This window comes from Galactobacter sp. (assembly GCF_022712295.1).
In the GTDB taxonomy this organism is placed as follows: Bacteria; Actinomycetota; Actinomycetes; order Actinomycetales; family Micrococcaceae; genus Galactobacter.
The window spans coordinates 1-6,988 of record NZ_JALAGT010000156.1 but is presented as its reverse complement, the minus strand read 5'-3'; the positions used below and the strand labels follow the sequence as shown (position 1 = coordinate 6,988).

Sequence of the window (6,988 nt, the reverse complement as noted above, 5' to 3'; positions counted from 1 at the left end):
GTTTGTGGGGTTTGCTCAGCGGTGCCGGCACACTTCTGGCCCTGGGTGGGTTGCCCACTTTCTGTTGTTTGGGGGGAACACGACGTCGGGCATTGGCTTGGGGTGGACTCACCCGTAGTTCTAGCGAGCCGCCGGCTGGGACTCCTGGGCCGGCTGTGCAGTGTGATTCTCGGCCGCCTCCTTGGGGGAGAAGACCCATTGCCCGCGGGACTGGAGGGACTCCGCATCGGGGGAGAGGCTGATGCCACGGCGGTCACGTAGCAGGGATACCGCCGCCAGGGACAGCACGGCCATGCCTATCAAATACCAGGACACGGCAGCAGTGCCGCCTGTGGCCTGCATCAGTGCCTGCGCAATGGTCGGAGCGAACGCTCCACCGAGAACAGCACCGAGCGCGTAGGAGATGGAGACACCGGAGAAGCGAATCGAGGCCGGGAAGAGTTCCGAGTAGAGAGCTGCCTGCGGCCCGTAGCTCAGGCCCAGGCCAAGCGAGAACAGCCCCAGGGCCAGGTATAGAGCTCCAAGGTTGCCGGTACTGACCAGCCAGAACAGCGGGAACGAGGTCAGGATCTGAAGCCCGAACCCAATCTGATAGGTATGGGCTCTGCCAATCCGATCAGACAGAGATCCCGCGAACCAGGTGGAGACCAGCCAAATGGCGGAACCTGCCGACACCGCCAGCAGCACGGCCGTGGCATCGAGCCCCACCTCGGATGACGTGGCATAGCGAGTCACGAAACCACCAGTGGTCATATAGCCGGCTGCATTGTTGCCTGCGAACACCAGTGCCGCCACGAGCACGAGCCAACCGTGCTTGCGGAACAAGGTCACGATCGGCAACTTGGGGCGGTCCGCGACCTTCTCGAGCTCCCGGAAGACGGGGGATTCTTCAACACTGCGGCGCACGGCGTAACCAACGAACACCAGCACGATGGACAGCAGGAAGGGAACCCGCCAGCCCCATGACTGGAAGGCTTCCCCTGGCGCGATGACGCCGGTCATGAGAGCCATGACGCCGGAGGCCAACAGCATGCCAAGCGGCACACCCAACTGTGGGAACGCACCGGCACGGCCCCGTCGCTTGGGATCGGCATGTTCAACCGCCATCAACACGGCCCCGCCCCATTCGCCGCCGGCGGACATGCCCTGCAGGATGCGCAAGAGGATCAGGGCCAGTGGTGCGGCGAGACCGATGCTGTCGTAGTTGGGGACCAGGCCGATCAAGGCGGTGGCCGCACCCATCATGATGAGCGTCATGACGAGGATGGCTCGCCTGCCGAGCCGGTCACCCAAGTGGCCTGCGATCAGGGCTCCGAGCGGCCGGAAGAGGAAGGAGATGCCGACGGTGACGAAGGAAAGGAGCTGGGCCACTGATTCACCTGCTGGGGCGAAGTACTGCTGGGCCAGGACGAGTGCTGCGACGGTTGAGTAGATGAAGAAGTCGTACCACTCGATGGTGGTTCCGATGACGGTGGCTGCGGCGACGCGACGCTGCGTCGCCCTGGAGCGGGCCATGAGGATCTCCTGAGGCTGGATGCTGGTGATGTGGGGAGCTTGATGGTCGAGTGAGGGCCTACCGCGGGTGAGCTTGCGGCACCGTCCGTATGGAAGGCATCCAGTCGATCGCCGTAGACCGTAGGACGCGATGACGTCCAGGTACTGAGTGTGAAGCAGGCCACAACATCGAGTAAAGCGGGAGAAAGTGCCTATAAAGCACGGTTTTAGTGTGGAACCGGAGTCTCCTGGCCAAAAAGCTCTTCAGCCAACTGCACCATCGCGGTTCCCGCTCGGGAGAGCCGTGACTGGCTGGGCCAGGCAACCGTGACAGACACCCCGTCGACATCTTCTGGCAGCGGTCGGACCATGAGCGGCAATCCCTCGAAGGTGACAGGATGCGAGGGCGTCTGCACCAGAATGGCCCATCCGAGATTGCGGCCAACCAACGAGCGGGTCAGTTCGAAGTCGCTGGTGCGGAAGCGAACCCTGGGGGTCAGGTTCAGCCGGGAAAAAAGCCGCAAGGTGTTCTCGCGGCTGGGCGCCATGTCCAACATGATCATGGGATGTTGTGCAAGCAGGGCCAGTGTCAGTTCTTCAGCTTGCGCCAGTGGGTGCTCGGGGGAGCAAACCACGTTGGCGTGGGCCTTGTAGAGGGTGCGGTGGTGAAGTTCTGGGCCGATCTGCAGGTCGTAGGAAAAGAGCAGGTCAACTTTGCCCGCGTGCAGCTCGGTCAGGAGCTGAGGCTGGGCGCCGTGGACAAAACTCACATCCACCAGCGGGTATCGCGTGGTGTATTCGTGAATCAGCCGTCCCAGCAGGCTTGGTGCCAGCGTGGCATAGCATCCCACCGTGACGGCACCGCGCAGGTCCTCGCCCGCGCTGCTGGCGTCGCGTTCCATCTCGGCGGCTTCCTGGAGGAGCCTGCGCGCCTTGGTCAGGACAAATCTGCCCGATGGCGTGAGCGTCACCCCGTGTGCCTTGCGACGCACCAGCAATTGTGTGTCCAGTGCGTCCTCGAGTGAGGTGACCGAAGAGGAGATGGCAGAGGCTGACGAAAACATGCGGGTTGCCGCGGCATTGATGCTGCCCTCTTCTGCGACTGAGACGAAGCATTCGAGCTGGCGCAGGGTGTAGTGCGACATTGCGTCCTCCTTGACGTAAGGCCTCCATCGGGCAACACATCGACCAGAGCGTGGATATTGCGCACTAGTTCGTGGTTTACCAGTGGATATGTTGTGGACCACAGTAATGGGAGTCAAGGGAGCTGGGCTATTTCCACCCTTGGCACGCACCGAGAAGACCGTACTGACAGCTGCAGGGGAAAGGCCGAACTCATGTCCATCGCCGCCGCAAGCGTTGTTGAGGCAGACACCATCACCGAGGCCGGTCTGGTCTGGAGGATCAAGGCCAGCTTCGTGGACTACATCGAGGCCATGCCAGACGGGCGCGTCCACGTTTCCGACGGGGCCCGGAGTACCGACGACGGCTTCTTCTTCCCCTCAGCCGGGACTGACAACGCCGGCACCGAGTCATTCAGCGGAACCGTCAGCTTCAACGGACACCATGGCCTGCTCTGCATCAACATCACCGATCCCACCGTCCTGGCCGCCACCGGCTCCCGTCCTCGGACCATAGAGATCGCCGACACCATCAGCCCCGGCGGTCGGCTGCAGCTGGCCCGGCTCGTCTCAGTCCCCGAGGCGGCCCCATCCGCAGCAACGCGGACGTATCAGCCCCGCCTCACCGATGCCGGATCCGACCTCTTCTTCGAGCGCTATCCGGCAGGGACGGTTCTGGACAACCTGGTGATCCACCGCCGCTGACCCGTCCATCACCGTGGGGCAATCAAGGCCCACCACACCCCAAGTCACGAACACAAGGAAGTGTTGAGATGTCCACCCTCCACGGAAGGCAGGCCCCCGTCGCCGACTGGGTCACCATTGACGAGCTCTATCGCGACCCGTTCCCGATCTTTGAACGGCTGAGGGCGGAGGGCGGAGTCCACTGGGTCCCGGCGGTCAACCGCTATCTCGTCACCTCTTACGCGGCCGTCCACGACACCGAGATGAACAAGGAAACCTTCTCCGCCGACGAAGAAGGCAGCCTCATGAAGCGAGCCATGGGCCACTCCATGTTGCGCAAGGACGACCCCGACCACCAGGTGGAGCGCCGGTCCTGGCAACCCGTGCTGCGCCCCAGCGTCGTCAAGCGCACGTGGCTACCCGTCTTCGAAGCCAACGCCGAAAAATACCTGAAGCGATTCCGCGAAATGGGCCCAGGTCACGATGTGGTCTGGGATTTCGCAGCACCCTATGCTGCCGAAAACCTGAGGGCCGTGATCGGACTGCACAACGCCACGGCCGCCGATCTGCAGCGCTGGTCGCAGACCCTGATCGATGCCACCGGAAACTACGCGAACGACCCCGACGTATGGGCCAAGGGTGAGGCCTCCTTCAATGAGGTCGACGACGCCCTCGACGAAATGATCGCTTGGCACAGCAAGCACCCGGACGCCTCCCTGCTCTCCACTCTGCTGGGGCTGCCGGGCGCGCAGATGCCGTTGGAGTCCATCCGCGCCAACGTGAAGATGACCATTGGCGGAGGACTCAATGAGCCACGCGACGCCATCGGTGTTGCGGCTCACGCCCTGCTGGCAGACTCCGGGCAACGCATGCTCGTCGAAAGCGGACGCATCAGCTGGGACGAGGTCTTCGAAGAAGCTATCCGCTGGGTAGCACCCATCGGCATGTACTCGCGCCAGACCACTCGGGACACCGTGTTGCAGGGAATCCGGCTTCCCGCCGGAGCCAAACTGGGGATCTGCTTGCTCTCCGCCAATCGCGACACCACCCAGTGGAAGGACCCTGCACGTTTCGATGCCACCCGCAGTGGAGAAGGCGCTCACTTGGCTTTCGGTAAGGGTATTCACGTCTGTTTGGGTGCCTGGATCGCCAAGTCTGAGGTTGCGACAGTGGCCCTGCCGAAACTGTTCACCACCTTGACTCACCTGCGTCACGACCCCGATCGTCCCGCAACAGCAGGTGGCTGGGTCTTCCGTGGGATGACCAGCCTGCCTGTGGTGTGGAATGAGACGAAGTCCTTCTCGGCGGCCGTTGGCCTCGGGGACGACGCCGGGGCCACGTCCCGCGTGGAGCAACCGAAAATTGCCGTGGTCGGAGCGGGGCCGGCCGGCCTCTACAGTGCCCAGGCGCTGCGCCATGAACTACCTGATGCCGAGATTGCTGTCTTGGATGCCTCTCCCACACCGCACGGTCTGATCCGTTCCGGTGTGGCTCCGGATCACCAGGGCACCAAGGCTATTGCCTCCCAGTTCAACCGGCTCTTCGAAACCGAGAACGTCACTTACCTCGGGGCCGTCAACGTCACTCGCGAGGTCGCCACGGACGCGGATGCCTCCACGAGTCAGGTGGGTTTGGATGAACTTCGTGCCACGTTCGATGCGGTGGTGGTGGCGACCGGACTGCACCGGGACGTGGCCCTGGATATTCCTGGCGCTGGTGCCGGAGACGGTCAGGCTGCGGGCGTCTTCGGTGCCGGTGAGGTGACCCGCGCACTCAATGCGCATCCCGGGGCTGCCGCCCAATCCTTGGGGTCCTGTACCGCAGTGGTGGGCATGGGCAATGTCGCCATGGACTTGGTGCGGCTGCTGAGCAAGACCACGGACCAGTTGGAGGGATCCGACGTGGACGACTCGGCACACGCCACCCTCACGGGTGAGTTGCGCACCATCCATGTGGTGGGTCGTTCCCTGCCAGCGGGGGCAAAATTCGATCCGGTCATGTTCAGGGAGATCGCTGAATTGCCGGGCTTGGAACACCGGGTTCACGGCGTCACGGCTGCCGAACTCGGAGAGGATCCGCGTTCCAAAGAGGTCGCGGCGCTGCTGAACGCCACCTCGGAACGCAACGAGGCAGAGTCCTCGCGCATCACCGTTGAATGGTGGTTCGGCTCCAGCCCAGAACGGATTGAACGCGACTCGACCAACCACGTCGAAGCGTTGACGTTGCGCCGCGCAGATGGTGCTCGGACTCACCTTGCGTTGAGCAGCGTCCTCACCGCCATCGGTTTCACCGCAGCACCCGACGAAAACCTGGTCTCACCGGACGCGCGGGCCCAGGAAACCGGCCGAATCGAGCCGGGCCTCTATGTGGCCGGGTGGGCCCGCCGCGGCCCGCGAGGAACTATCCCGACTCAGCGCGCTGACGCCCGCTCCCTCAGCCCGCTGGTCTCGGTGGACCTTCCCTCCCATCCCCATAAGCCAGGCCTTGCGGCCCTCCGCACTCGACTCCGCCGTGCCACCACGTGGGACGGATGGCTCATCATCGACGCTTACGAACGCGAGCAGGCCCCCGCCGGACGCGTCAGGGCCAAGGTGAAGGACCTTCGCGAAGCCAACATCATTGCCGGGTCCGCGACCAGCCTGATCGGGGAACGTGCCAGCCAAGGAACTGGGCCCGACGTCGTGAGCGTGGGGGCTGGTCCGGTGTCCTCCGTGCCCAAACAGCCGGTGACCATCATGTTCGCCACCGAATCCGGTAATGCCGAACTCGTGGCAGAGGAACTGGCTCGGTCGGTTTCGGCCAAGTACAACGCCAACGTCGTGGACCTGTCCACCGCTCACCTCAGTGATCTCCCGCGCTCGCATCCGCTGCTCCTGGTGTGCTCCACCTACGGTGACGGTGAACTTCCCGCATCCGCGCAGGGATTCAATTCCCAACTGGTACAGCAGCGGCCGGACCTGAGTGGGCTGCGGTATGCAGTCTTTGGACTTGGTGACCGCAGCTACGGAGCCACGTACTCCAAGGGGTCCGAGGTGCTCGATCAGTCCCTGAGCGAATTGGGCGCCGTCAGGACCGGCGAGTATGGGCGTCACGATGCAGGCAGCGGTGATGCCGCGACCGATGTGGCCCTGAAGTGGGTGGGTGATGCATTGGCCGCGTTTGAGGCGGCAACGGTCTGACCGGGTCCGGGCCGGTCAAGGCTGGACGCGCGTACTGCAGAAACCAGGCATGGTGGTGAAGCCGGTCCCTCCACGACCGCGATCAACCCCGAGCACCACCCCGCGAGAGGAAAACTGTGTGCATCACCATCGGTGAATACCTGCTGAACCGCCTGGTCAAGGCAGGCTTCACCGCTCCCGAGGGCAAGACCATGGGCCACGCAGGCGCCATCGTCTCCGGCTCCTCCGGAACGGCCCAGGCCAAGAAGGAGGCCCTCGAGGCCGCAGGCGTGAAGGTCGGGAAGACCCCCTCCGAGACCGCCCGCCTGCTGCGCGAGGTCTACCCCGCCTGATCTTCTCAGGGATCGTCCGTGGCGTAACTACGGTCGTGAACCACAACTACGGTGGGCGGTTTCTAGCGGTTGTTGCAACACCGGTGGTGTTCAGGATCCTATGAGCTCCCGCATGTGTTCCGCGGGCGTATGCCATCCTAACCGTTTGCGGGGCCGGCCATTGAGTTCGTTCTCGACG

4 protein-coding genes and 1 pseudogene are annotated in these 6,988 nt (G+C 63.7%); 3 read left to right on the top strand and 2 right to left on the bottom strand.

The features are described from left to right. Window positions 1–120: 120 nt before the first annotated feature. Both Q0A15_RS11455 and Q0A15_RS11450 read right to left on the bottom strand, forming a co-directional pair. Window positions 121–1,515 carry an MFS transporter gene (locus tag Q0A15_RS11455; protein ID WP_291279659.1) on the bottom strand — a complete coding sequence of 465 codons (1,395 nt, stop codon included), beginning with the start codon at window positions 1,513–1,515 and terminating at the stop codon, window positions 121–123. 206 nt (window positions 1,516–1,721) lie between these two features. After that, window positions 1,722–2,639 carry a LysR substrate-binding domain-containing protein gene (locus Q0A15_RS11450; RefSeq protein WP_291279658.1) on the bottom strand — a complete coding sequence of 306 codons (918 nt, stop codon included), beginning with the start codon at window positions 2,637–2,639 and terminating at the stop codon, window positions 1,722–1,724. A 192-nt stretch (window positions 2,640–2,831) separates the two neighbouring features. Between Q0A15_RS11450 and Q0A15_RS11445 the strand changes: the two genes are divergently transcribed. The 3 genes and pseudogenes from Q0A15_RS11445 to Q0A15_RS11435 all read left to right on the top strand — a co-directional run. Further along, complete coding sequence (locus Q0A15_RS11445) at window positions 2,832–3,320, top strand: HtaA domain-containing protein (RefSeq protein WP_291279657.1); 489 nt, start codon at window positions 2,832–2,834, stop codon at window positions 3,318–3,320. A 68-nt stretch (window positions 3,321–3,388) separates the two neighbouring features. Further along, a complete protein-coding gene (locus Q0A15_RS11440; RefSeq protein WP_291279656.1) occupies window positions 3,389–6,478 on the top strand; it encodes a cytochrome P450 in 3,090 nt (1,029 codons plus the stop codon). 161 nt (window positions 6,479–6,639) lie between these two features. Beyond that, window positions 6,640–6,810: pseudogene (locus Q0A15_RS11435) on the top strand (succinate--CoA ligase subunit alpha); the annotation flags it as partial. Window positions 6,811–6,988: the final 178 nt, after the last annotated feature.